This is a genomic window from Pseudomonas sp. RL_105y_Pfl2_101 (assembly GCF_963970585.1).
Taxonomy (GTDB): Bacteria; Pseudomonadota; Gammaproteobacteria; order Pseudomonadales; family Pseudomonadaceae; genus Aquipseudomonas.
In genome coordinates, this window is the sequence record NZ_CAXAPG010000009.1 from 52,078 (window position 1) to 74,165 (window position 22,088).

Sequence of the window (22,088 nt, forward strand, 5' to 3'; positions counted from 1 at the left end):
GGCCGCGCTTAGTTGGCGGCAGCCTTGGTGGCCGCTCGCTCTTTGGCGATCAGTTGGTCGGCCAGTTGCAGCGCTTCATTTGCGCCACCGGCGGAGCCGATGTCAAAGCGGTATTTGCCGTTGACGATCATGGTCGGCACGCCTGTGATTTCGTATTTCTTCGCCAGTTCGCGGGCCTTCTTGATCTGGCCCTGGATGGCAAAGGAGTCGAACGTGGCGAGGAACTTGTCCTTATCGACGCCCTGGGTGGCGAGGAAATCCGCCATCTCTTCTTTCTTGACCAGCTTCTTGCCTTCTTTCTGGATCGCGTTGAATACCGCGGCGTGAACCTGGTGCTCAACGCCCATGGCTTCGAGGGTCAGGAACATCTGGCCGTGGGCGTCCCATGGGCCGCCGAACATCGCGGGGATGCGCACGAAGTTAACGTCCGAAGGCAGTTTCTCGGCCCATGGGTTGATAACCGGCTCAAAAGCGTAGCAATGCGGGCAGCCGTACCAGAACAATTCCACGACTTCGATCTTGCCAGGCGCCGCCACGGGAACGGGGTTGGACAATTCGACATAGGGTGCGGCGGGCTTTTCAGCCGCTTGGGCAGTTACGCCAAACAGGCTGGCGGCGACGAGCGCGGCGCTGATGATCAGATTACGCATGCTTTACTCCTGGACAATGAGGGGACCTCGCGAGACCTGCTTCTAAGACAGACTGTGGCGGGTTCAAGTTCTCTAGTGTAACGGCAGCGGCCACAAAAAAGGGCGGCCAAAGCCACCCTTTTGATGCTCGCATCGACAGATTAATCGAGCGTTAACGTTGCAAGGGATGTACGCCCCTCGCAACACCAGCCAAAGGCCTCAGTGCAGGCCCTGGATGTAGCTGGATACCGCGGCGATATCTTCGTCGCTCAGCTTTTTCGCAATGCTTTGCATCGGCTTGGTATCGCCATCGTTGGTCCGGCCACCTTCTTCTTTGCGGAAGTCGGTCAGTTGCTTGCCGACATACTGGGCATGCTGACCGCCCAAGTGCGGGAAGCCGGCTGCCGCGTTGCCTTTACCGTCAGGCGAATGGCAACCGGTGCAGGCTGCAAGCCCTTTTTCCAGGTTGCCACCGCGAAAGAGCGCTTCACCACGGGCCACAAGCTTCGGATCGGCGGCGCCGACACTGCCCTTCTGGCTGGCGAAATACGCAGAAATGTCCGCCAGGTCCTGATCGCTCAGGTTGGTCAGCAGACCGGTCATTTCCAGCACCGTGCGCTTGCCGGACTTGATGTCGTGCAGTTGCTTGTTCAGGTAACGTTCGCCCTGGCCCGCCAGTTTCGGAAAGTTGGGCGCCATGCTATTGCCATCCGGGCCGTGGCAGGCCCCGCATACAGCCGCTTTCGCCTGACCGGCAGCGGCATCGCCAGCGGCGTGGGCTACGCCGGATATCCCCAAGGTCAACAGCAGACTCACGATCAGTTTGTTCATCAGCTAATCCAACTACGGCTAAGGGTTAAAGAGTTATGGGCCGGGTTCACTCGCTCATCCACTGGATGATGGCTCGGTAATCCTCGGCACTGCAGTCCATGCACAAACCACGCGGCGGCATCGCCTTGAAACCCTGGGTCACGTGTTGCACCAGCGTCTCCATACCTTGCGCCAACCTCGGCGTCCAAGCTTCCTGATCGCCCTTGCGGGGCGCCATGGGGAGTTGGCCGGAATGACAGGCACCACAAACACGGTTGTACACAGCTTCCGGATCCTGTGTAGCCTGAGCGCTGTAAAGCGGCATCAAGACACCGGCAGCTAGCAGCCATTTCGTCATAAAACGACCTTTTCAGGGTTGGGAACGAGCTGCGTTCTAACGCGCAATTTCGGTCGGTCGCTCCCGTGAGCTTCATCCTACGCTGGGACAAAGCGCACACAAAATCTGCGGCATTATATACTGGCGTCACTGAAACGGAAACGACACAGCTTGCCGCGTCCATTCCCGACGCCGCCCACATCGGAAATCCCATGCAACTGAAGAACCCCATCCTTGGCCTGTGCCAACAGTCCACCTTCATGCTCAGCGCCGCCAAAGTCGATCAATGCCCAGACGACGAAGGCTTCGAAGTGGCTTTTGCCGGGCGTTCCAATGCCGGCAAATCCAGCGCGCTGAACACCTTGACCCATGCGAGCCTGGCACGCACCTCGAAAACCCCGGGGCGCACGCAGCTCTTGAACTTCTTCAAACTAGACGATGAACGGCGTTTGGTCGACCTGCCCGGCTACGGTTACGCCAAGGTACCGATCCCACTCAAGCAACACTGGCAGCGCCATCTGGAAGCCTACCTGGGCAGCCGCGAGAGTTTGAAAGGCCTGATCCTGATGATGGATATTCGCCATCCGATGACCGACTTCGACCTGTTGATGCTCGATTGGGCGGTCGCCAGCGGCATGCCGATGCACATCCTGTTGACCAAGGCCGACAAGCTCACCTACGGCGCGGCCAAAAACACTTTGCTTAAAGTGCAGTCGCAAATTCGTAAAGGCTGGGGCGACGCAATCACCATCCAGCTGTTCTCGGCGCCCAAGCGCATGGGCCTGGAAGAAGCCTATACGGTGCTGGCCGACTGGATGGAATTGGCGGACAAGGGCAGCGAAGAAGCCGAATAAGCCAAATCGCAGGCAAAAAAAACCCCGGACTTCTTATGGGGAGGGGGAAGTTCGGGGTCCAAGTTCCGGACCGCTAGGGCGGGGTCCAGATATCTGCCAACACTTAACACAACATAGGAGCATTGAAGGGCTTCACCAGCCATTCAACATCTCTGAGTGGCAATTCATGGGTTTAGTTCAGATTATTTTTGGAAATAGCCGTAGGAATCTTCAGAGCTAATGACGCCGCGCCTGGGTTTTCGGTGACTCCATGTGGCGTGGGTTGGGCTGACAAGTGGCTCCGTAGGAGCTGTCGAGTGCAACGAGGCTGCGATCTTTCCCCTGACGCTTGAATCTCAAGTGAAGGATCAAGATTAAAAGATCGCAGCCTTCGGCAGCTCCTTGGGCACAGGCCAGCGGGAGCAAGCTCCCTCGGAATCAGTGTGCCTCGTCCCAGTTATTGCCCACGCCCACTTCCACCAGCAGCGGCACGTCCAGTGTGGCAGCGGCGCTCATGTGCTGGCGGATTTCCTCGCGCACCTGGTTCACCAGGTCTTCACGCACTTCCAGCACCAGTTCGTCGTGTACCTGCAGGATGACTTTCGCATCCAGCCCGGACGCTGTCAGCCAGCGGTCCACGGCGACCATGGCTTTCTTGATGATGTCGGCCGCCGTGCCCTGCATCGGCGCGTTGATGGCGGTGCGCTCGGCGCCTTTGCGCAGGGCCGGGTTTTTCGCGTTGATGTCCGGCAGGTACAGCCGGCGACCGAAAATGGTTTCGACAAAACCTTGCTCGGCCGCCTGGGCGCGGGTGCGTTCCATGTACGCCAGCACACCCGGGTAGCGGGCGAAGTAGCGGTCGATGTAAGCCTGGGACTGCTTGCGGTCGACGCCGATCTGCTTGGCCAGGCCGAACGCGCTCATGCCGTAGATCAAGCCGAAGTTGATCGCCTTGGCGCTGCGGCGCTGGTCCTGGGTGACGGCCTCCAGCTCGACGCCGAAAACCTCGGCAGCGGTGGCCCGGTGCACATCCAGGTTATGGCGAAACGCGTAAAGCAGGCCTTCGTCCTTGGCCAGGTGCGCCATGATCCGCAGTTCGATCTGCGAGTAGTCCGCTGCCAACAGCTTGTAGCCTTTCGGCGCGATGAAAGCCTGGCGGATGCGTCGGCCTTCGGCCGTGCGGATCGGAATGTTCTGCAGGTTCGGGTCAATGGACGACAGACGCCCGGTCGCGGCGACGGCCTGTTGATAATTGGTATGGACGCGACCGGTGCGGCTGTTGATTTGTTCCGGCAGGCGATCGGTGTAAGTGCTCTTAAGCTTGCTCAGCGAGCGGTACTGCATCAGCACTTTGGGCAGCGGGTAATCCTGCTCCGCCAGCTCGGCGAGCACCGCTTCGGCGGTGGACGCCTGGCCCTTGGCGGTTTTGCTGAGCACCGGCAAGCCGAGTTTTTCGTACAGGATCACACCCAATTGCTTCGGCGAGCCCAGGTTGAATTCCTCGCCAGCGATAGCAAACGCCTCACGTTCCAGCGCCACCAATTTCTCGCCCAACTCGACACTCTGTACGCCCAGCAGGTTGGCATCGACCAACGCCCCCTGGCGCTCGATGCGCGCCAGGACCGGCATCAGCGGCATTTCGATGTCGTTGAGCACCGTGCCCAGGCTTGGCGTGGCAGCCAGCTTTTCCTGCAGGGCCTGGTGCAGGCGGAAGGCCACGTCGGCGTCTTCGGCGGCGTAAGGACCAGCCAATTCCAGGGAGATCTGGTCGAAGGTCAACTGCTTGACCCCTTTACCCGCGATGTCCTGGAAATCGGTCTTGCTTTGGCCCAGGTACTTGAGCGCCAGGCTGTCCATGTCGTGGCGGGTCGCGGTGGAGTCCAGCACATAGGATTCAAGCATGGTGTCGAAAGCGATGCCCTGGACCAGGATGCCGTTGTTCTGATCGCCACCAATAGCGCAGTTGGCCAGTATGTTGGTTTCAAACTTGGCGTGCTGGCCAAGCTTGAGCTTGTTCGGGTTTTCCAGCAGCGGCTTGAGCGCCTTGAGCACCGTGTCGCGGTCCAGTTGCTCCGGCACGCCCATGTAGGAATGGGTCAGCGGGATGTAGGCCGCCTCGAAAGGCGCCACGGCGAACGACAAGCCGACGAGTTGCGAATGCTGGGCATCGCCGCCGTTGGTTTCGGCGACGAAGGCAAACAGCGGCGCTTTGTCCAGTTTCGTCAGCCACGCCTCGAAGCGCGCCTGATCAAGGATGACCTCGTACTTGGCCTCGGCAGCATCGGACTGTTCTTCGGCAACTTCGACGATCTCCTGGCCGGCACGCTTGGCGTCCCGCTGGTTGTCTTCGAACCAGCTTTTGAACTCCAACAGCGTGTACAGCTCGGCGAGTTTCTCGTGATCCGGTTGGCCCATTTGCAAGTCATCGAGGCCGACATCCAACGGTACGTCGATCTTGATGGTCGCCAGTTCGTAGGAAAGCAACGCCATTTCCTTGTGCGCTTCGAGCTTGGCGGCCAGGGTCTTGGCGCCACGGATCGGCAAGGTGGCGACGATGTCCAGTTGCGCATACAGCTCGGTCAGGCCGCCATTGACGCCTACCAGCAGGCCGGAAGCGGTCTTCGGTCCGATCCCCGGAACGCCTGGGATGTTGTCGGACGAATCGCCCATCAATGCCAGGTAATCGATGATCTGCTCGGGAGCGACGCCAAACTTCTCCTTCACGCCAGCCACGTCCAGGGCGCTACCGGTCATGGTATTGACCAAGGTAATGTGCCCGTCGACCAATTGCGCCATGTCCTTGTCGCCGGTGGAGATCACCACCGGACGGTCGGCCGCCGCGCTGCTGCGGGCCAGGGTGCCGATCACGTCATCGGCTTCGACGTTGTCCACGCACAGCAGCGGGAAGCCCAGGGCCTTGACGCTGGCATGCAGCGGCTCGATCTGCACGCGCATGTCGTCGGGCATGCTCGGGCGGTTGGCCTTGTATTCGGCGTACAGCTCATCGCGAAAAGTCCCACCCTTGGCGTCGAAGACCACGGCGAACGGACTCTCTGGATACTGCTTGCGCAGGCTCTTGAGCATGTTCAGCACGCCCTTGACCGCACCGGTCGGCAGGCCTTTGGACGTGGTCAGCGGTGGCAGCGCATGAAAGGCGCGGTACAGATAAGAAGAACCGTCCACCAGGACGAGGGGGGCTTGGCTCATGAGCAGGATCAACCTTTTCGGCGGGTCCGGGGCTAGAATAGCGGGACCGTTGACGACAAAGGGACAAGGTTATCATGCGTACACTCAATCGCCTGTTACTGGCTGGCTTGTTTGCAATCACCCCGTTAGCCGTCATGGCGGCGGACGACGCACCCTCGGCGGACCCGGACGTCACCATCCGCACCGAAGGTGACAGAACCATTCAGGAGTATCGGCAAAACGGCTTTCTGTACGCGATCAAGGTCACGCCCAAGCACGGCAAGCCTTATTTCCTGGTGCGTGCCGACGGCACTGATGCAAACTTTATCCGCTCGGACCAGCCGGATATGCTGATTCCGTCGTGGAAAATCTTTGAGTGGTAATACCGCTCTGCACTTTAACCGGCGCCCACTGAAGGGCGCCCGTACTGGCAGTTTTAACCATGTCTGTGTTCACCCCCTTGGCTCGGCCCGAGCTGGAAACCTTTCTCGCCCCTTACGGGCTTGGCCGCCTGCTTGATTTCCAGGGGATCGCCGCCGGCAGCGAAAACACCAATTTCTTTATCAGCCTGGAGCAGGGCGAATTCGTCCTGACCTTGGTCGAGCGTGGCCCGGTGCAGGAAATGCCGTTCTTCATCGAACTGCTGGACGTGCTGCATGACGCCAACTTGCCGGTGCCTTACGCCTTGCGCACCACCGACGGCGTCGCGCTGCGGGAACTGGCGGGCAAGCCGGCGCTGTTGCAACCGCGCCTGGCCGGCAAGCACATCAAGCAGGCCAACACCCAGCACTGCGCCCAGGTCGGCGAGTTGCTGGCGCATCTGCACCTGGCGACCCAAGGCAACATGATCAAACGCAAGACCGATCGCGGCCTGGACTGGATGCAGGAGGAGGGCACCAAGCTGCTCTCGCACCTCGACGCCGAGCCGCGTCGGCTGCTTGAGGCGGCGCTGAATGAGATCTCGTTGCAGAAAATCGGCATCCTGGCGCTACCGCGCGCCAACATCCATGCCGATCTGTTCCGCGACAATGCGATGTTCGAAGGCACGCACCTGACCGGGCTGATCGACTTCTACAACGCCTGCTCCGGGCCGATGCTGTATGACGTGGCCATTGCCTTGAATGACTGGTGCTCGGGCGACGACGGCGTGCTCGATGGCGCCAGGGCGCGAGCGTTGCTGGGCGCTTATGCGGCGCTACGACCGTTTACCGCCGCAGAGGCGCAACTGTGGCCCACCATGCTACGCGTGGCGTGCGTGCGGTTCTGGCTGTCGCGGTTGATCGCTGCTGAATCGTTTGCCGGGCAGGATGTGTTGATCCACGACCCGATGGAGTTCCAGCAGCGTTTGGCGCAGCGGCAGACAGTCCATGCTGTGTTGCCTTTCGCCCTGTAAACAGCATCGCGGGCAAGTCCTGCTCCCACAGCAGTAAGCGACTCGTCCTGTGGCAGCAAGGCTTGCCCCGCGATGAAGGCGATGAGATTTTCCAGAAATCGAGTCGCCTATGTCGCGAGCAAGCTTTGCTCCCACCGTTTGCGGTGGAGTTACAACGACTCCAGGCACCCCGCCAACTCATTCCCCAACGTCTCCAGCAACTGCTCATACCCCTGCGCCGTCGCCGGGGTATAGCCGCCCAGTGCATCGAGCTCCGCCAGCTTCACCGGCAACCCGGCCACCAGGGTTTCGGCCAGGCGCGGACGCAGGGGCGGTTCGCTGAAGACGCAGGTCTTGCCCACAGCCTGCAAGCGCGTGCGCATTGCCGCCACATGCCGGGCACCGGGCTGGACTTCGGCAGCCACGGCGAACACCCCGGCGTGCTTGAGGCCGTAGTTGTCTTCGAAATAGTCGAACGCTTCGTGGAACACGAAGTACGGCTTGCCCGCGATCCCGGCCAGACGCGCCTTGAGGCGCGTATCCAAGGCATCGAGACGCTGGTTGAAGCCCTTGAGGTTGCTTTGATAGCGCGCCGCGTTGGCCGGATCCGCCGCGCTCAGGTCCGCCGCCATTTTGGCCGCAATCACCCGCGCATTGAGCGGCGAGAGCCACAGGTGGGCATCCACGGTGCCGGGGCGATGGTCGTGATCGTGTTCATCGCCGTCATGCTCATCATCCTCATGGGACGCGCTGTCCTGGGCGAAATGACGCAACTTGAGCCCGGGCAAATCCTGCACCGCCACGGAAGGCTGCGTACGACCGTTGAGCACACGCGGCAAAAAGCCTTCCATATCGGGGCCGATCCAATACAGCAGGTCCACCGACTGCACCTTGCGTACATCCGATGGCCGCAACGCATAGTGATGCGGCGAAGCCCCTGGCGGCAGCAATACTTGCGGAACGGCCACGCCGTCCTGTATGGCGGCGGCAATCAGTTGCAGCGGCTTGATGCTGGTGAGCACCTTGACGTCGGCCTGGGCCGAGCCAATCAGCAGAAAACTTGCGACAAAAGCGACAAAGAGCGAGAAAAATCGAGACACGATGGCCACTCGTAGAGGCGAGAACGGGTAACATAATAACGTCTCTCACTAAACTCGTCGCTGCCCATGCCTATTACACCCCTTGCCAGTCGTCCCCACGATCACTCCCACTGCGTGCACAGCGCGCTGTCCGAGGCCGACGCCATCTGCGCGCGCCAAGGGTTGCGCCTGACCGCCTTGCGTCGGCGCGTGCTGGAATTGGTCTGGCAAAGCCACAAGCCACTGGGCGCCTACGACATCCTCGCGGTGCTCAGCGAACAGGACGGCCGCCGCGCCGCGCCGCCGACGGTCTACCGAGCGCTGGACTTCCTCTTGGAAAACGGCCTGGTCCATCGCATTTCATCGTTGAACGCCTTCGTCGGCTGCAACCATCCGGAGCACGCCCACCAAGGCCAGTTCCTGATCTGCCGCGAATGCCACGCTGCCATCGAGCTGGAACAGAAATCCATCAGCGATGCCATCATCGCCAGCGCCAAGGAGGTCGGCTTCGTGGTCGACACCCAAACCGTCGAGGTGGTCGGTCTCTGCTCCGGCTGCCAGGGGGCCTGATGAGCAATGCGTTGATCCGCCTCGAACAGGTGGCCGTGACGTTCGCCGGGCAGAGCGTGCTGGACAACATCCACCTCAGCGTCGAACCGGGGCAGATCGTGACCTTGATCGGCCCCAACGGCGCCGGCAAGACCACCCTGGTGCGCGCCGTGCTGGGCTTACTCAAGCCCGACAGCGGCAGCGTCTGGCGCAAGCCCAGGTTGCGCGTCGGTTACATGCCGCAAAAACTCCACGTAGATCCCACGCTGCCACTGTCGGTGCTGCGCTTCCTGCGTCTGGTGCCAGGTGTGGACCGCGCCCGCGCCTTGGCCGCGCTCAAAGAAGTCGGTGCCGAACAGGTGATCGACAGCCCGGTGCAAAGTGTCTCCGGTGGCGAGATGCAGCGCGTATTGCTGGCCCGCGCCCTGCTGCGCGAGCCTGAACTGCTGGTGCTCGACGAGCCGGTGCAAGGGGTCGATGTGGCGGGCCAGGCCGAGCTGTACAGTCTGATCACGCGCCTGCGCGACCGCCACGGCTGCGGCGTGCTGATGGTGTCCCACGATTTGCACCTGGTGATGAGCACCACCGACCAGGTGGTCTGCCTCAACCGCCATGTCTGCTGTTCCGGGCATCCCGAGCAAGTCAGCGGCGATCCGGCCTTCGTCGAGTTGTTCGGCAAAAACGCGCAAAGCCTGGCGATTTATCACCACCACCATGACCACGCCCATGATCTGCATGGTTCGGTGGTCAGCGCCCCTTCTGCTTCCAATCATGTTCATGGAGATGGCTGCAAGCATGGCTGATTTTCTGTTGTACGCCCTGCTCGCAGGCTTGGCACTCGCCCTAGTAGCCGGTCCCCTGGGTTCGTTCGTGGTCTGGCGGCGCATGGCCTATTTCGGCGATACCTTATCCCACGCGGCGTTGCTCGGCGTGGCCTTGGGTTTTTTGCTGGACGTCAGCCCGGCGGTGGCGGTGACCGTTGGTTGCCTGTTGCTGGCCCTGGTGCTGGTGACTTTGCAACACCGCCAACCGCTGGCGTCCGACACGCTGTTGGGCATTTTGGCACCGAGCACCCTATCCCTCGGGCTGGTGGTACTAAGCTTCATGCATGACGTGCGGATTGACCTGATGGCCTATCTGTTCGGCGACCTGTTAGCGATCAGTCCGACTGACCTGTCGTGGATCCTTGGCGGTAGCGCGGCGGTGCTGCTGTTGCTGGTGGCACTCTGGCGCCCCTTGCTGGCCGTCACCGTGCACGAGGAACTGGCCCGGGTCGAAGGCCTGCCCGTGCTGGGTTTGCGCCTGGCGCTGATGCTACTGATTGCGGTGGTCATCGCCGTGGCGATGAAAATCGTCGGGGTGTTGCTGATTACTTCATTGCTGATCATCCCGGCGGCTGCGGCACAGCGTCACGCTCGCTCCCCTGAGCAAATGGCCTTGGGCGCGAGCCTGCTGGGTATGCTCGCGGTGTGTGGTGGACTGGCACTTTCCTGGTTCAAAGACACCCCGGCCGGCCCGTCGATCGTGGTCAGCGCCGCCGCGCTGTTTCTGCTGAGTTTTGTCCTGCCTCGTCGAGGGGTGTAGACTTGCTCGCTTTTTGCGCAAATAGAGAGTCGCAGGAATGAAGCCGTTCACCTCCCGTTATCTGCTCCTTGTCGCATTTTCCCTGCTGCTGGGCGCCTGCCAGAGTACACCGCCGGTCACCCAGGCCCTCGATACGCGGGGCCCGGCCATCGCGCAGTTCGAGCAAAGCCTGGCCAGCAATGAACTGGCCACCGCCGAAAACCAGCTGGCCGCCTTGCAAGCCCAGTCGCCCGCAGATCGGTCGCTGGAACCCTACCAGCGGCAACTGGCCGAGGCGTATTTGCGCCGCAGCCAGATCGATCTGCAAAAAGGTGACGTCAACGCCGCCGCCGCCGCCCTGAGCCGGGCCCGAGCGCTGATGCCCAAGGCCCCAGCCCTCACCGGCGAGGTCAATAGCGCCATTGCCGAAGCCCGCAAGGCCGACCTGGATAAAGCCGAGGCCGACCTCAAGGCCGCCGAAGCCAAACCGGTCGCCAAAGTGATCGACCCCAGCGCACCCAGCACCACGGTTGCGCTAAACCTCGCCGATATACAGCAAATGCGTCGACAACTGGATGCCATCGCCGCCGACGTGGTGAATTATCAGTGTGACGTCAGCATCCAGGCGCCGCGTACTGATGATTATCCTTGGTTGGCGACGTTGCTGAGCAAGCGGGTCAAGAAACTCGACCCGGGGTTTGATTTGAAGCTGCAGAAGCAGATTCTGCGCAGTGTGCCGGCGCAGATGGTGCTGACACCGCGTAAGCCTTAAAAGCATCGCGAGCAAACTCGCTCCCACATGCGGTTTAGTGATCGATACCTAACCCTGTGGGAGCCAGCCTGCTCGCGATAGTGCCCTACCAGACAACAAATCTCCTTAGGCCGGAACCGCCTTGGCCTTAGCCTCCCGCGCCCAAACCCGATGCTGAGCAATCGCCGCAAAAAACCGCGAAAAACCGCTCGCATCCGCATCTTCGATCAACCCCGCATCCACCTCCAGCTTCAACTCCACCAACAACTGCCGGGCTTCACCATGAAGCCCAATGGCTTTCAGATGCTTATAGGCCTCCAGCACGTAATGCAACGCCACGCCGTCGCGACTCAAGGCCTTGATCGACTCCGCGCCACCGGGCACGAACACCGCGTCAAAGGCAATCGACGGCAAGCCTTCCATGGACGCATCCACCCCCAGCGTTTTCCCATCGGCCGTGGTCACCGGTGCGGAGGTCGGCCCCAACACTTTGGCGTGGGCGCCCTCGGCCTTCAGGGCCTTCTCGAGCGCATCAATGATCGCCCCATCGACACCGTTAGCCACCAACACCGCCACTTTCCGCGTCTTGATATCGCCGGATAGCAGGTTCGCCTGGCTCAAGGCCGGGGATTGCTCCAGCGAGGGCGTTGGCACATCGACAGTACCGGCGGTGGGTGCCGGCAGCCCCAGGTTCTTGGCGACTCGCCCGGCCAGCTCCAAGTCGATGTTGGCGAGGATCTCATTGACCTGCCGCGCCCGGATGAACTCCCGCTCCACCTTGCCCAGCTCGAAGCTGTAGGCGGCGATGATGTGCTCCTGCTCATGAGGGCTCATGCTCTTGTAGAACAACCGCGCCTGGGAAAAATGATCACCGAACGAATCGCTGCGTTGGCGGATCTTGAAGGCGTCGATGCGCTCTGGATAACTTTCAAAGCCGCCGTCCTCCGGGCCAGGCGGGGCTTCCTTCGGCCAGCCGCTGTCGATGGAGTTCGGCTCGTAGGACGCACGCCCTTTGTCGATGGTGGTGCGGTGCATCGCATCGCGCTGGCCGTTGTGTACCGGCGTGAGCGCCCGGTTGATCGGCAGCTCATGAAAATTCGGCCCACCGAGTCGGCTGATCTGCGTATCGGTGTAGGAAAACAGCCGCCCTTGCAGCAACGGGTCATTGGAAAAGTCGATGCCCGGCACGATGTGCCCGGGGCAGAACGCAACTTGCTCGACTTCGGCGAAGAAATTGTCCGGGTTGCGGTTCAGCACCATCTTGCCCAGGGGCGTGATGGGCACCAGCTCTTCAGGAATGATCTTGGTCGGGTCGAGCAGGTCGAAGTCGAATTGATGCTCGTCTTCCTCGGCGACGACTTGTACGCCAAATTCCCATTCCGGGTAGTCCCCCATCTCGATCGATTCCCAGAGATCGCGACGGTGGTAGTCCGTATCTTTACCCGCCAGTTTCTGGGCTTCGTCCCATACCAACGAGCAGGTGCCGACGGTAGGGCGCCAGTGGAATTTGACGAAGCTGCTTTTGCCTTCGGCGTTGATCATGCGGAAGGTGTGCACACCAAAACCCTGCATCGCACGTAGGCTTTTTGGAATGGCCCGGTCAGACATCGCCCAGATCACCATGTGGGCCGACTCCGGCACCAGCGAGACGAAATCCCAGAACGTGTCGTGGGCCGAGCCGCCCGTAGGAATTTCGTTATGGGGCTCGGGTTTTACCGCGTGGACAAAGTCCGGAAATTTCACCGCGTCCTGAATGAAAAATACCGGCATGTTGTTGCCCACCAGGTCGAAGTTGCCTTCATCGGTGAAGAACTTCACCGCAAAGCCACGCACGTCCCGCACGGTGTCGCCGGAGCCGCGTGGGCCTTGCACAGTGGAAAAACGCACGAACACCGGAGTTTTCTTGCTTGGATCTTGTAGGAAACCGGCCTTGGTCAATGCCGAATGCGCATCGTAGCTCTGAAAATAACCATGGGCGCCAGTCCCGCGGGCGTGGACGATGCGCTCCGGGATACGCTCATGGTCAAAGTGCGTGATTTTTTCACGCATGATGAAGTCTTCCAGCAGCGAAGGGCCGCGGGGGCCGGCGCGCAGGGTGTTCTGGTTATCGGCGATCTTCACCCCCTGGTTGGTGCGCAACGCCTGTTCGGTGGCGTCGCAACGAAACTGTTCCAGGTTCTCGAGCTTGGCGTTGGTGTTGCCGCGATCCAGCGTGTCGGTACCGGCCAGTTGGCTCTTGTTGACCGTGGGCTTTTGGGTACTCATCAGGCATGACTCCTCTTTGCGTTCCTCGCCGTGGCCAGGAATCTGAGTTCGATGCCGCAGGTGTATGACCCGGGCATTTCGAGTGACTTAATGAGTGACCGATGCTGTTTGGCCGTGTTCCTTTTTTATGGCCATTGATCGCGTTATTGCCAAATGACAGGTCTGATCGCAAATAAATGCTAAGAACCTCTATACGGACAGGCTAAAATGCGCGCCCGGCTAACCGCTGATCCTTTTCCAACGCGCCCCACAAGGTTCGCTACGTGATTGAGTTTCAAGATGTCCATAAAACCTACCGAGTCGCCGGTAGGGATATCCCCGCCCTGCATCCGACCAGTCTGACGATTGAGAACGGTCAGGTCTTCGGCCTGATTGGCCATTCCGGTGCGGGAAAAAGTACCCTGCTGCGCCTGATCAATCGCCTGGAAGATTCCACTGGCGGCAAGATCATCGTCGACGGCGAGGAAGTCACCGCCCTCGACGCCAGCGGCCTGCGGCGCTTGCGCCAGCAAGTCGGGATGATTTTCCAGCACTTCAACCTGCTGGCGTCCAAGACCGTGGCCGACAACGTGGCGCTGCCGCTGACGCTGGCCGGCGAATTGTCCCGCAGCGAAATCGACCAGCGCGTCGCCGAGTTGCTGGCGCGGGTGGGCTTGTCCGACCACGCCCGCAAATACCCGGCGCAACTGTCCGGCGGCCAGAAGCAGCGCGTCGGTATCGCCCGCGCCCTGGCGACCAAACCCAAGATCCTGCTGTGCGACGAGGCCACCAGCGCCCTCGACCCCCAGACCACCGCCTCGGTGCTGCAACTATTGGCGGAAATCAACCGCGAACTGAAGCTGACCATCGTGCTGATCACCCATGAAATGGACGTGATCCGCCGCGTCTGCGATCAAGTGGCCGTGATGGACGCCGGCGTGATCGTCGAGCAAGGCCCGGTGGCCCAGGTGTTCCTGCACCCCAAGCACCCCACCACCAAGCGTTTCGTCCAGGAAGACGAGCAGATCGACGAAAGCGAACAGCGCGACGACTTCGCCCACGTTCCCGGGCGCATCGTGCGTCTGACGTTCCAGGGCGACGCGACCTACGCGCCATTGCTCGGCACCGTCGCCCGGGAAACCGGCGTGGACTACAGCATCCTGGCCGGCCGTATCGACCGCATCAAAGACACCCCCTACGGGCAACTGACCCTCGCCATCACCGGCGGTGACATGGAGGCGGCGTTCGCCCACTTCACCGCGGCCGATGTCCACATGGAGGTGCTGCGCTAATGGAACTGTTGAATTCGTTTTTCTCCAACATCGACTGGCTGGAAATCTGGCTGGCGACGGGCGACACCTTCCTGATGCTGTTCGGTTCGCTCTTGTTCACCGTGCTGCTCGGCCTGCCGCTGGGCGTGCTGCTGTTTTTGTGCAGCCCGCGCCAGTTACTCGAAGCCCGGGGCGTTTATGCGCTGCTGTCGCTGATCGTGAACATCCTGCGTTCGCTGCCGTTCATCATCCTGTTGATCGTGATGATCCCGTTCACGGTATTGATCACCGGCACCTCCCTGGGCGTGGCCGGCGCGATTCCACCACTGGTGGTCGGCGCCACACCGTTCTTCGCTCGCTTGGTGGAAACCGCCCTGCGCGAAGTCGACCGCGGCATCATCGAAGCCACCCAGGCCATGGGCGCGACCACGCGGCAGATCATCGTCAACGCCTTGCTGCCAGAAGCCCGTCCGGGCATTTTTGCAGCGATTACAGTGACAGCGATTACGCTGGTGTCCTACACGGCCATGGCCGGTGTGGTCGGCGCCGGTGGTTTGGGCGACCTGGCAATCCGCTTCGGCTACCAGCGTTTCCAGACCGACGTTATGGTGGTCACGGTGGTGTTGCTGCTGGTGCTGGTGCAGGTCCTGCAAACCGTGGGCGACAAGTTGGTTGTGCATTTTTCTAGAAAATAAGGCCTCGCGGCCAATAAACCATGAGCCGGCCATTCGCTGGCAGGCGCCAAGATCAGGCGCCGCAAGCGGGCACTCAAAAGGAGTTAGCTGAATGAAGAAACTACTGGTTGCCTTCGCTGCCGCCGCAGCGTTTTCCGCCCACGCCGCCGACACCCTGACCGTCGCGGCCAGCCCGGTTCCGCACGCGGAAATCCTCGAATTCGTCAAACCGGCATTGGCCAAAGAAGGCGTGGACCTCAAGGTCAAAGTCTTCACCGACTACATCCAGCCGAACGTACAAGTTGCGGAAAAGCGCCTGGACGCCAACTTCTTCCAGCACCAGCCGTACCTGGATGAGTTCAACAAAGCCAAGCGCACGCACCTGGTGAGCGTGGCCGGTGTGCACCTGGAACCACTGGGCGCGTACTCCAGCAAGTACAAGGCACTGACAGAACTGCCGGGCGGCGCCAACGTGGTGATCCCGAACGACGCCACCAACGGTGGCCGTGCGCTGTTGCTGCTGGCTAAGGCTGGGGTGATCAAGTTGAAGGATTCGAACAACATCCTGTCGACCGTCAAGGACATCACCGAGAACCCGAAGGATCTGAAATTCCGTGAACTGGAAGCAGCGACCATTCCGCGGGTGCTGACTCAGGTGGACCTGGCGTTGATCAATACCAACTATGCGCTGGAAGCCAAGCTTGATCCTTCCAAGGATGCGCTGGTGATCGAAGGTAACGACTCGCCTTATGTGAACATCCTGGTGGCCCGTCCGGACGACAAGGACAGTGCGGCGATGAAGAAGCTGGTGGCTGCGTTGCACAGCCCGGAAGTGAAGGCTTTTATTCTTGAGAAGTACAAAGGCGCGGTTTTGCCGGCGTTTTGATCTGATCGGGTGGTGAAAAAAACGGGGCTGCGTGGGAATGCAGGCCCGTTTTTTTATGCTCGGAAATGTGCGGCGTCACGGAAAGGTCCGCAAGATCACGGGCTAACGCGGATCAACGTTATCCAACACCCGATTCGCCAGCAATGAACTCAATTCGATCAATTGCTGGATGCCGAGAAGGATGTGACGACGCGGACCTTCCAGGTCGAAAGCCAGGTTGCTGACCATCGCGTCGGCTGCCGCCAGGGTTTCGCTTAGGTTGGCGAGGAGGGATTCGTTGTCGGCGTTTTTTGCGACGGTGAAGAGCTGGCCCGGTTGGGACCCATCTTCGGACTTTTCCGGTTTTGGTAGCAGGTAGTAATCCAAGGCGCGATTGGTGGCTTCGTCGTGTTTCTTGGCTTTGGATTTGGTTCGCGGGGAAGCTTGGTCCGCCTCTGGCGGATTCGGTGTAGGTTTAATCATGTGCTTAAGTCCTATAGGTGAAGCCGCAACCCTCTAGCTACTAAACAAGGGGTGGCAGCTGTACGCAGGTTAGTAGACCGGGGACTTAGCAAGCCGGCGCGCCCGAGAGCGCCCTGCGCACAACCGCCATCAAATACAGGCATGGAGATACCTGACTGATAGAGCTTTGCACCTTACTAAATACCTCGGGCTACTAAACCCGACCACTGATGGGCAGTGGCAGGGAAACGATAGAACCCAGGGACAAGGCGCACAAGCGGGCGGATTCTGGCGTAGTTGTAGGCAATGGCGCAAGGATGTGTAGCTTGAGGGAAGGATCACGCCAGCGGAATAAACAGGGCTTATTTTGGCCCGTAAATTGGGGCTAGACGGGTTTTCGGTTAGGGTTTGAAGTGGATGATGCGGCTTAGTCTGTAGGCATTTTTCGGGGAGGGTGGGGGGCTGCTTTGCTGCCCAGCGGGAGCAAGCTCTCATGGAACAAATTGCAACCATGTGATTTTTAAGGCTGGAAATACATGTCGATCGTTCCCACGCTCCTGCGTGGGAATGTCGCCAGGGACGCTCCGCGTTCCGCTTCTGGAAGGTGACGCAGAGCGTCACGGGATGCATTCCCACGCAGAGCGTGGGAACGATCAAAAACGCAAGCACTTGATTTTCTATAACAAATTCCAGGTCAAGGCTGCACGGTAGCGAGAATGTTCAATTTCCACTGAAAATGTGGTTGCCCAGAATCTATGGCCAACTATCAGACCGCCTTCGCGAGCAGGCTCGCTCCCACAATTGGACCGGAGTACGACCGGAAGAGCCAGGTCGGCTATGAGGCCGCCTCGCGACGGACGTTGATCTCGGCGCCCCGTTAACCACGATGGCCGAACGCAGGTATTGCGCAGTGGGCACCTCGGCATGGATGCCGAGGTAGCCGCGCTGGGCCATGGATGGCCCTTCGCGGCGGCCCACGGAGCAATGCCTTCGTTCGGGCATGCCGAGCCTAAGCGAGGCACCAAGTGGTGGGGCAAAGCGCTTTTGGTTACTTTTGGCGCTCTTCCAAAAGTGACCCGCCGTCAGGGCGGAACCCTAAGTGGCCGTTACCGCAGCGATGGATATGTACTCGGCCATAATCCTGGCCAACCGTCAGACTGACTTCGTGCGCAAGCTCCTATTCAAAAACTCAGGTATCTGATCTTCTAAATAGATTCCAAGGCGCAGGCTACACAGTGGCGAAAGGGTTCACTCTCCTATACGTGGTCACAGCATGCTATGCCAACAACGACTCCACGCCGATACCGTGTGGGCCGCTCTCCCTCTCGGGTGCGAACACGCCAGTGATAACTGCGGCCTCTGTCCTGCGCGCACCTCCTATCTGAGGCCGAATAATTGTTTGCTGCGCGACAGCGCAGCGTCGAAGACCCGGCGGGAACGACCCAGCCTTTTTCAGCAATCACTCCCACCCCCTATCAACATTTGCCCATTGTTCGGGCCGAATGAACCCTAGGATCTGCTTCATTGTTCTACAACCCGCATGATAAATTCCCCGCCGCGTCCTCTAATGAGTAGAGGGCATTCAGGGAGAGAAGTAAGTGATCAAGTCTTTGTTGGTTGGGGCATTGCTGGCAATGGCATCAGCATCGGCATCTGCGATGAGTTGCGATAACCCTAGAAACGCCTATGACAAAACCTATTGCGCGTCGCTGAAAATGGTTCAGTCGGATCAGGACATCAATGATCAATACAAGAAGACGATGAGTGCGCTGAACCCGGATCAAAAGAAAAAGGTGAAAACCGCTCAAATCCAGTGGATCAAAATTCGCGACAACGCCTGTTCCAACAATGGTCTGCTCTACCTGAACTGCGCCAACGAGAAGACCGAGGCGCGTATCGTCATACTCAAAGCTATCGAGCGCGAGTGCCGTGCTGCCGGTTGCGACGACGCTAAGCTGTCGCAAGTCGAGTAACCCGTAAACAATCAGCACGTCGGGCTTGCAGTCGTCCCCCCCAAAAAACCCGACGTAAAGCGTCGGGTTTTTCTTGGCCGGGCTCACCCGCTATCGCGGCTCAACGCTATCCAACACCCGATTCGCCAGCAACGAACTCAATTCGCACTTGCCCCTTTTTTCATGCCCGCTTGCATCCTGGAGTGCCAGGCTCGCAGCGCCACGCACTCTTCAGGCACGGGAGTTGCAAAAGCGAGATGAAGATCCCAGCGACGCTTCGCTAAATCCCCTCGTCACAGTAATTCAGTTGTTTACGCTGATAGCAGGGTGCCACAATCGTTTTTTGTTGCGTCATAACCAGGTGGTTCAAATGCATGGCCCAAGATTGCGCAATGGCCAGGATTTTGTAATAGCCGAGCAAGTGCGCACCGACCGCTTGCAGCAACTGTTTCGCCAATCCGTTTCTGCGGTTTTGGGCAGTTACCTTGCGGCCATCATACTGAGTTGGCTGTGTTGGGATCGGTTTGAGCACAGCGCTATTTTTTGGTGGCTGGCCATCCTGAGCGCATCGACGCTATTGCGTATCGCGATGTTCGTTGCCTATTTTCGCAGCGACGAACGTCAGCGCACACCTGAACATTGGGAGCGCAAATACTGGGTCACGCTGGTGCTATCCGCCAGCATCTGGGGCGGCGGGGCGTTCGTTCTCATGCCGGCGGACGATCTGTTGTCACAGGCGTTGGTCATGCTCTTTACGGTCGGCATGTCCGTCAGCGCGGTCTCCTGCTACTCGGCTTACCGCGATATGACACTGGTCTCCATTGGCGTGGTGTTGTTGCCGTGCACGATATGGCTGCTGTTTCAGCCGTCCCCGATTCAAGTCGGCATGGCACTTTCGATTTTGGTGTTCGCGGCATTTGCGGCCCGCGCCACGCACAAAATGTCCCAGGCACTGGAGATCGCCTTTCGACTCACCCGTGAAATGGAACAGGCAAACAGTATTTCAACCCGCGCCGCTCAAACCGATGAACTGACCGGCCTGAAGAGTCGACGGGCTTTTTTCGAGCATGCCCAGCAGCTCTACGACGAATGTCAAAGCAACCAGTTGGGGTTGTGCGCGGTCATGTTGGACATGGACCACTTCAAGCACATCAACGACACCTACGGCCATCAGGTCGGGGATCAGGTTTTGCGCCAGATGGGAGGGGTCATCAGTTCGTCGTTTCGGGCAACGGATATTCACGGGCGGCTAGGTGGCGAAGAGTTCGCCATTCTGCTTCCGGATACCTCCATCGAAGTCGCTACCCAGATTGCAGAACAGCTCGTCGATACGATTGCGGGTTTGATGATCGAGCCTGTTCACTGCATATCAGCCAGCCTCGGCGTCGCGTCGACGAAAGCCTGCAATAAGGATCTTCACAGCTTGATGAACGATGCGGATAAAGCCCTGTATCGGGCGAAGGCGTTGGGGCGTAATCGAGTGGCTGTTGCTTAGTCGGGTTGGCTTTGCCCAGCGCGAAACCAAAAAAAACCGCCAATTCGGCGGTTTTTTTGTATCAGCAGAAAATCAGGTTCGGGCACCAGCCATTCGGCCAACGGGCTCAAGCTCCTTACCTTTGGCGAGGCTTACCGACAAGAATTGGCGCTCAATAGTGGTCGCGCAGCCAGCCAGACGGCGGGCTTCTGCTTGGTACTGAGCTGCAAGCAATGGCTTTGGAGTGCGCCTGGAAGCCTTCAGGGAAAACTCACAATAGAATTGGGGTTCAGGCTAATAGATGATCATGTTGGCGACTTCCTCGACGCGCGCCGCGCGCTGGATGCCAGAGCAAGTGCGATATTTCTGACTGGACGGTAATCCGACGGATCTAGGGATGACTTTGCCATCCCAACGTCGCCGATATCGCAGGCCTTTAATCATGGACACGATTGAGGCTTTGCGCCTCGTGATCAATCAACCATCAAGAAGCCGACCACACCGCCAGCTCATAGCCATCCGGGTCGATAAAGTGGAAACGTCGGCCACCCGGGAACGCGAACACTTCACGGCTGATGGTCGCTCCTGTGGCCTGGAGCCTGAGTTGGGTAGCCTCAAGGTCATCCGCGTACAAGATGATCAACGGGCCGCCCGGGCGCACCGTTTCGCCGGTCGTGAAGCCACCGGTCAGGCGACCGTCGCTGAATTCGGTATAGGTCGGGCCATAGTCGACGAAACTCCAGCCGAATACGCTTGCATAGAAGGCTTTGCTGCGGGCGATGTCGCTGACATTGAACTCGATGTTATCGATCTGACGGTCTTTACCTTGAATGCCCATTGACGCTTCCTTGGCTGATTTGGGAGTAAGCGAGCTTAGGCCATTTACCCCTCCCGAGCTTGGAAAAATCGATCCGGACGACAGGGGTTGAGGGCGGAGCAAGCCTTGTCGCTGAGGATTTCTTCGCTGGCAAGACGACCCACAATCGCCGCCAGGGTTACGCCGGGGTGCATGACGCACACGTATACGCCGCCAACCTGCGCAAGATAACCAATGATAGGGAGGTCATCGGCAGGCATGGGCCTGTATCCGACACGAGCCGATTGCAGATCCAGGGAGACAACGCCGTGGAGTTCGCTTTTGATGGCGTTGGCGGTGCGCTGCGCGATCTCCGATGGTTGGTTTTCCAAGGCGTCGCCCAGGTAGTCTTCGGCCGCCAGCAACGCACCCTCCGGGGTTTGCCTCACTTCCATTTCAGGGCTGGAGATGAGGGTGCGTACCAGGTTGGGTGGCGAGTTGTAGCGGATGAAAATTGCCGGGGAGGCTTCTATGGGCAGGCGGACGTCAAGCAGGTTGGTCAGCTTCGTGATGCCTGTACCGGCTGCCAATACGACGATATCGGCTTCGATGACGCCCGCGGCGGTTTCAACGCCCCGCATGCTGGAACCCTGGGTTTTAAAGCCGAGAACCGGCGTTTGAGTGAGCACTTTCGCGCCATTCGCTTGAGCACCGGCGATCAACGCATGGGTTGCTGCTACGGCGTCCAGTGCTCCTTCATCGGCTGCATACGAAGCCTGTTGAGGAGGGTTCTTGAGGTTTGGCTCAAGCTCACGGATCTGTGATTGGGATATTCGGCTTACCGACGCTTTTGAACTCGGGTCGTAAGATAGGGCGCCAGTCCATTGGATCTTCAGGCCGGGCAGCTGTGTTTCGAGTTGGCGGTATTCCTGGATGGCAGCACCGCGCAATGGCGCAATGGGGTCGGGTTCGCCATGGGAGGTGTTGATCCAGGCGAATGAGCTGCCGGTCACGCCTGACGCGATGCCTTCGGCCTCGACCACGGTGACATTCGCGCCTTTGATCGCCAGATGGTAGGCCAGGGATGCGCCTACGATGCCGGCACCGATTACGATGACGCGTTTGCCTGGATCGTTATCCATTCGGTCTCCGTTGGGTTTGCCTGGGGGAGTACGTTAGCTCGGTTGGGGCTGCTGCGCAGCCCAGCGGGAGCAAGCTCCCCCGCCACTGGAGGGTCGGGT

At 59.7% G+C, this 22,088-nt stretch carries 21 protein-coding genes; 12 read left to right on the top strand and 9 right to left on the bottom strand.

The genetic code is table 11. From position 1 onward, the window contains the following. Window positions 1-8 precede the first annotated feature (8 nt). The 3 genes from AACY31_RS12940 to AACY31_RS12950 all read right to left on the bottom strand — a co-directional run bounded on the left by AACY31_RS12940 (window position 9) and on the right by AACY31_RS12950 (window position 1,797). Window positions 9-650 carry a thiol:disulfide interchange protein DsbA/DsbL gene (locus tag AACY31_RS12940; RefSeq protein WP_339479786.1) on the bottom strand — a complete coding sequence of 214 codons (642 nt, stop codon included), beginning with the start codon at window positions 648-650 and terminating at the stop codon, window positions 9-11. 198 nt (window positions 651-848) lie between these two features. Beyond that, complete coding sequence (locus AACY31_RS12945; RefSeq protein ID WP_339479788.1) at window positions 849-1,460, bottom strand: c-type cytochrome; 612 nt, start codon at window positions 1,458-1,460, stop codon at window positions 849-851. A 46-nt stretch (window positions 1,461-1,506) separates the two neighbouring features. Further along, window positions 1,507-1,797, bottom strand: a complete 291-nt coding sequence (locus AACY31_RS12950; protein WP_057449291.1) for a c-type cytochrome — start codon at window positions 1,795-1,797, stop codon at window positions 1,507-1,509. A gap of 191 nt (window positions 1,798-1,988) precedes the next feature. Between AACY31_RS12950 and yihA the strand changes: the two genes are divergently transcribed. After that, the gene (gene yihA / locus AACY31_RS12955; protein WP_339479791.1) at window positions 1,989-2,630 is read left to right on the top strand and encodes a ribosome biogenesis GTP-binding protein YihA/YsxC; all 642 of its coding nucleotides are present in this window, start codon (window positions 1,989-1,991) and stop codon (window positions 2,628-2,630) included. 417 nt (window positions 2,631-3,047) lie between these two features. Here the strand turns inward: yihA and polA are convergent, their stop codons facing one another. Continuing rightward, a complete protein-coding gene (gene polA, locus AACY31_RS12960; protein WP_339504542.1) occupies window positions 3,048-5,816 on the bottom strand; it encodes a DNA polymerase I in 2,769 nt (922 codons plus the stop codon). A 74-nt stretch (window positions 5,817-5,890) separates the two neighbouring features. Here polA and AACY31_RS12965 point away from each other — a divergent pair, with 74 nt between their 5' ends. Both AACY31_RS12965 and AACY31_RS12970 read left to right on the top strand, forming a co-directional pair. Beyond that, window positions 5,891-6,178, top strand: a complete 288-nt coding sequence (locus AACY31_RS12965) for a DUF2782 domain-containing protein (protein ID WP_307573019.1) — start codon at window positions 5,891-5,893, stop codon at window positions 6,176-6,178. A 59-nt stretch (window positions 6,179-6,237) separates the two neighbouring features. Continuing rightward, window positions 6,238-7,188 carry a homoserine kinase gene (locus tag AACY31_RS12970; protein WP_339479795.1) on the top strand — a complete coding sequence of 317 codons (951 nt, stop codon included), beginning with the start codon at window positions 6,238-6,240 and terminating at the stop codon, window positions 7,186-7,188. 149 nt (window positions 7,189-7,337) lie between these two features. Here AACY31_RS12970 and znuA read toward each other — a convergent pair whose 3' ends face one another. Next, window positions 7,338-8,267 (bottom strand): zinc ABC transporter substrate-binding protein ZnuA, encoded by a 930-nt coding sequence (gene znuA, locus AACY31_RS12975; protein ID WP_339479797.1) that lies wholly within the window; start codon window positions 8,265-8,267, stop codon window positions 7,338-7,340. Between the two features lie 66 nt (window positions 8,268-8,333). Between znuA and zur the strand changes: the two genes are divergently transcribed. Genes zur through AACY31_RS12995 form a run of 4 tightly spaced genes read left to right on the top strand, consistent with a single transcriptional unit; the run spans window position 8,334 to window position 11,130 of the window. Continuing rightward, window positions 8,334-8,816, top strand: a complete 483-nt coding sequence (gene zur, locus AACY31_RS12980) for a zinc uptake transcriptional repressor Zur (protein WP_109752856.1) — start codon at window positions 8,334-8,336, stop codon at window positions 8,814-8,816. Next, window positions 8,816-9,598, top strand: coding sequence for a zinc ABC transporter ATP-binding protein ZnuC (gene znuC / locus AACY31_RS12985; protein ID WP_018602784.1), 783 nt, complete (start codon window positions 8,816-8,818; stop codon window positions 9,596-9,598). The genes zur and znuC overlap by 1 nt, the downstream gene beginning before the upstream one ends. Then, window positions 9,591-10,379: a zinc ABC transporter permease subunit ZnuB gene (znuB, locus tag AACY31_RS12990; protein WP_339479802.1), complete on the top strand. Its 789-nt coding sequence runs from the start codon at window positions 9,591-9,593 to the stop codon at window positions 10,377-10,379. The genes znuC and znuB overlap by 8 nt, the downstream gene beginning before the upstream one ends. 37 nt (window positions 10,380-10,416) lie before the next feature. Continuing rightward, on the top strand, window positions 10,417-11,130 hold the full coding sequence (locus tag AACY31_RS12995) for a PA5502 family lipoprotein (RefSeq protein WP_339479803.1): 714 nt from the start codon (window positions 10,417-10,419) through the stop codon (window positions 11,128-11,130). 105 nt (window positions 11,131-11,235) lie between these two features. Here AACY31_RS12995 and katE read toward each other — a convergent pair whose 3' ends face one another. Further along, on the bottom strand, window positions 11,236-13,416 hold the full coding sequence (gene katE, locus AACY31_RS13000) for a catalase HPII (RefSeq protein ID WP_339491685.1): 2,181 nt from the start codon (window positions 13,414-13,416) through the stop codon (window positions 11,236-11,238). Window positions 13,417-13,637: 221 nt separating this feature from the next. Between katE and AACY31_RS13005 the strand changes: the two genes are divergently transcribed. The 3 genes from AACY31_RS13005 to AACY31_RS13015 all read left to right on the top strand — a co-directional run bounded on the left by AACY31_RS13005 (window position 13,638) and on the right by AACY31_RS13015 (window position 16,184). Then, entirely contained in the window at window positions 13,638-14,645 is a 1,008-nt protein-coding gene (locus tag AACY31_RS13005; RefSeq protein ID WP_339479805.1) for a methionine ABC transporter ATP-binding protein, read from the top strand. Continuing rightward, on the top strand, window positions 14,645-15,319 hold the full coding sequence (locus tag AACY31_RS13010; RefSeq protein WP_014335809.1) for a methionine ABC transporter permease: 675 nt from the start codon (window positions 14,645-14,647) through the stop codon (window positions 15,317-15,319). Before AACY31_RS13005 ends, AACY31_RS13010 begins: the two co-directional genes overlap by 1 nt. Window positions 15,320-15,410: 91 nt before the next feature. Further along, window positions 15,411-16,184, top strand: coding sequence for a MetQ/NlpA family ABC transporter substrate-binding protein (locus AACY31_RS13015; RefSeq protein WP_339479806.1), 774 nt, complete (start codon window positions 15,411-15,413; stop codon window positions 16,182-16,184). Between the two features lie 102 nt (window positions 16,185-16,286). Here AACY31_RS13015 and AACY31_RS13020 read toward each other — a convergent pair whose 3' ends face one another. Continuing rightward, window positions 16,287-16,646, bottom strand: a complete 360-nt coding sequence (locus AACY31_RS13020) for a DUF6124 family protein (protein WP_339479807.1) — start codon at window positions 16,644-16,646, stop codon at window positions 16,287-16,289. 1,577 nt (window positions 16,647-18,223) lie between these two features. On the opposite strand from AACY31_RS13020, the gene AACY31_RS13025 reads away from it, so the two are divergent. Together AACY31_RS13025 and AACY31_RS13030 are read left to right on the top strand one after the other, a co-directional pair. Beyond that, window positions 18,224-18,598, top strand: a complete 375-nt coding sequence (locus AACY31_RS13025) for a lysozyme inhibitor LprI family protein (RefSeq protein ID WP_339479809.1) — start codon at window positions 18,224-18,226, stop codon at window positions 18,596-18,598. Between the two features lie 349 nt (window positions 18,599-18,947). Beyond that, the gene (locus AACY31_RS13030; protein ID WP_339479940.1) at window positions 18,948-20,072 is read left to right on the top strand and encodes a GGDEF domain-containing protein; all 1,125 of its coding nucleotides are present in this window, start codon (window positions 18,948-18,950) and stop codon (window positions 20,070-20,072) included. A gap of 463 nt (window positions 20,073-20,535) precedes the next feature. Here the strand turns inward: AACY31_RS13030 and AACY31_RS13035 are convergent, their stop codons facing one another. Then, the gene (locus tag AACY31_RS13035; protein ID WP_339504543.1) at window positions 20,536-20,889 is read right to left on the bottom strand and encodes a VOC family protein; all 354 of its coding nucleotides are present in this window, start codon (window positions 20,887-20,889) and stop codon (window positions 20,536-20,538) included. A 44-nt stretch (window positions 20,890-20,933) separates the two neighbouring features. Further along, entirely contained in the window at window positions 20,934-21,989 is a 1,056-nt protein-coding gene (locus AACY31_RS13040; RefSeq protein WP_339504544.1) for an NAD(P)/FAD-dependent oxidoreductase, read from the bottom strand. Window positions 21,990-22,088: the final 99 nt, after the last annotated feature.

Excerpts from the sequence above, each read along its gene's own strand:
- AACY31_RS12940 (WP_339479786.1), bottom strand. The coding sequence starts at position 650 with ATGCGTAATCTGATCATCAGCGCCGCGCTCGTCGCCGCCAGCCTGTTT.
- AACY31_RS12945 (WP_339479788.1), bottom strand. The coding sequence starts at position 1,460 with ATGAACAAACTGATCGTGAGTCTGCTGTTGACCTTGGGGATATCCGGC.
- AACY31_RS12950 (WP_057449291.1), bottom strand. The coding sequence starts at position 1,797 with ATGACGAAATGGCTGCTAGCTGCCGGTGTCTTGATGCCGCTTTACAGC.
- yihA (WP_339479791.1), top strand. The coding sequence starts at position 1,989 with ATGCAACTGAAGAACCCCATCCTTGGCCTGTGCCAACAGTCCACCTTC.
- polA (WP_339504542.1), bottom strand. The coding sequence starts at position 5,816 with ATGAGCCAAGCCCCCCTCGTCCTGGTGGACGGTTCTTCTTATCTGTAC.
- AACY31_RS12965 (WP_307573019.1), top strand. The coding sequence starts at position 5,891 with ATGCGTACACTCAATCGCCTGTTACTGGCTGGCTTGTTTGCAATCACC.
- AACY31_RS12970 (WP_339479795.1), top strand. The coding sequence starts at position 6,238 with ATGTCTGTGTTCACCCCCTTGGCTCGGCCCGAGCTGGAAACCTTTCTC.
- zur (WP_109752856.1), top strand. The coding sequence starts at position 8,334 with ATGCCTATTACACCCCTTGCCAGTCGTCCCCACGATCACTCCCACTGC.
- znuC (WP_018602784.1), top strand. The coding sequence starts at position 8,816 with ATGAGCAATGCGTTGATCCGCCTCGAACAGGTGGCCGTGACGTTCGCC.
- znuB (WP_339479802.1), top strand. The coding sequence starts at position 9,591 with ATGGCTGATTTTCTGTTGTACGCCCTGCTCGCAGGCTTGGCACTCGCC.
- AACY31_RS12995 (WP_339479803.1), top strand. The coding sequence starts at position 10,417 with ATGAAGCCGTTCACCTCCCGTTATCTGCTCCTTGTCGCATTTTCCCTG.
- AACY31_RS13010 (WP_014335809.1), top strand. The coding sequence starts at position 14,645 with ATGGAACTGTTGAATTCGTTTTTCTCCAACATCGACTGGCTGGAAATC.
- AACY31_RS13015 (WP_339479806.1), top strand. The coding sequence starts at position 15,411 with ATGAAGAAACTACTGGTTGCCTTCGCTGCCGCCGCAGCGTTTTCCGCC.
- AACY31_RS13020 (WP_339479807.1), bottom strand. The coding sequence starts at position 16,646 with ATGATTAAACCTACACCGAATCCGCCAGAGGCGGACCAAGCTTCCCCG.
- AACY31_RS13030 (WP_339479940.1), top strand. The coding sequence starts at position 18,948 with ATGCATGGCCCAAGATTGCGCAATGGCCAGGATTTTGTAATAGCCGAG.
- AACY31_RS13035 (WP_339504543.1), bottom strand. The coding sequence starts at position 20,889 with ATGGGCATTCAAGGTAAAGACCGTCAGATCGATAACATCGAGTTCAAT.
- AACY31_RS13040 (WP_339504544.1), bottom strand. The coding sequence starts at position 21,989 with ATGGATAACGATCCAGGCAAACGCGTCATCGTAATCGGTGCCGGCATC.